Origin of the sequence: Ureibacillus sinduriensis BLB-1 = JCM 15800, assembly GCF_000772955.1 — a bacterium.
Lineage (GTDB): Bacteria > Bacillota > Bacilli > Bacillales_A > Planococcaceae > Ureibacillus > Ureibacillus sinduriensis.
This window is the reverse complement of record NZ_JPVO01000012.1, coordinates 1-1,143: the sequence shown is the minus strand read 5'-3', so window position 1 is coordinate 1,143 and position 1,143 is coordinate 1. Positions and strand designations below refer to the sequence as shown.

Here is a 1,143-nt window from a genome sequence, read left to right as displayed (position 1 = left end):
AACTGATCGATCACCAACTGACCCACAAGCCGCACCCGGAGATGGGCTACCGCGCCTGCCTCGGCCTGCTCTCGCTGGCCCGGCGCTATGGCAATGCACGCCTGGAAGCCGCTGCCGAACGTGCCGTACACCTGCGCGCCTTCACCGGGCGCAGCGTGCGCAACCTGCTCCAGCAAGGCCTGGATCAACAGCCGCTGCCCCAGCGTGCCGCCGAAACGACCTTACCCGGCGACCACGAGAACGTCCGTGGCGCCGACTACTACCAACCCCCGCAACAGGAGCTGTTCGATGATGCCGCAACACACCCTGAATCAACTGCACCAGCTACGCCTGGACGGCATGGCCCGCGCCCTGGAAGAGCAATGGACGCTGCCGGCCAGCCACAGCCTGAGCTTCGATGAACGCCTCGGCCTACTGCTCGACCGCGAACTGGCCTGGCGTGACAACCAGCGCCTGGTACGGCTGCGCAAGAAGGCCAAGCTCAAGTACGCCAACGCCTGCCTGGAAGATCTCGACCGCCGCTCCGGACGCGCCCTGGACGAGCGTCTGATCGCCACCCTGGCCAGTGGCGACTGGATCCGCCAGCAGCACAACCTGCTGCTGACCGGCCCGACCGGTGCCGGCAAAACCTGGCTGGCCTGCGCCCTGGGCAACCAGGCCTGCCGCCAGGGCTATAGCACCCTGTACCTGCGCACCCCGCGCCTGCTGGAACAACTGCGCATCGCTCATGGCGACGGCAGCTTCGGCCGTACCCTGCAACAGCTGGCAAAGGTCGACGTCCTGGTGCTGGACGACTGGGCGCTAGCCCCGCTGGAGGAAGGAGCCCGGCATGACCTGCTGGAGGTGATCGACGACCGCGCTGGCAGCCGCTCCACCATCCTGACGAGCCAACTGCCCATCGAGCACTGGCACGGCTGGATCAACGACCCGACCCTGGCCGATGCCATCCTCGACCGCCTGGTGCACAACGCCTACCGACTGACGATGAAAGGCGAGTCGCTGCGCCGAAAAAAAGCCGAGGAACAAGCCGCATCGTGACCGATGCGATTACAATCCAGAACCCGCGCAACCGGGGTGGAAGCACCGGTCACGTATTAGCGAAACGCTCGGTCACGTTCACCGAAATCCGCAATGGATGAAATG

Annotated in this window: 1 protein-coding gene and 1 pseudogene; both read left to right on the top strand. The window is 65.5% G+C overall.

The genetic code is table 11. The annotated features are described in order from the left end of the window. Positions 1–401 (top strand): annotated as a pseudogene (locus CD33_RS19635) (IS21 family transposase); the annotation flags it as partial. Further along, positions 289–1,038, top strand: a complete 750-nt coding sequence (gene istB, locus CD33_RS00145) for an IS21-like element IS1474 family helper ATPase IstB (RefSeq protein WP_003460139.1) — start codon at positions 289–291, stop codon at positions 1,036–1,038. The pseudogene CD33_RS19635 and the gene istB, both read left to right, overlap by 113 nt. The last annotated feature ends 105 nt before the right edge of the window (positions 1,039–1,143 follow it).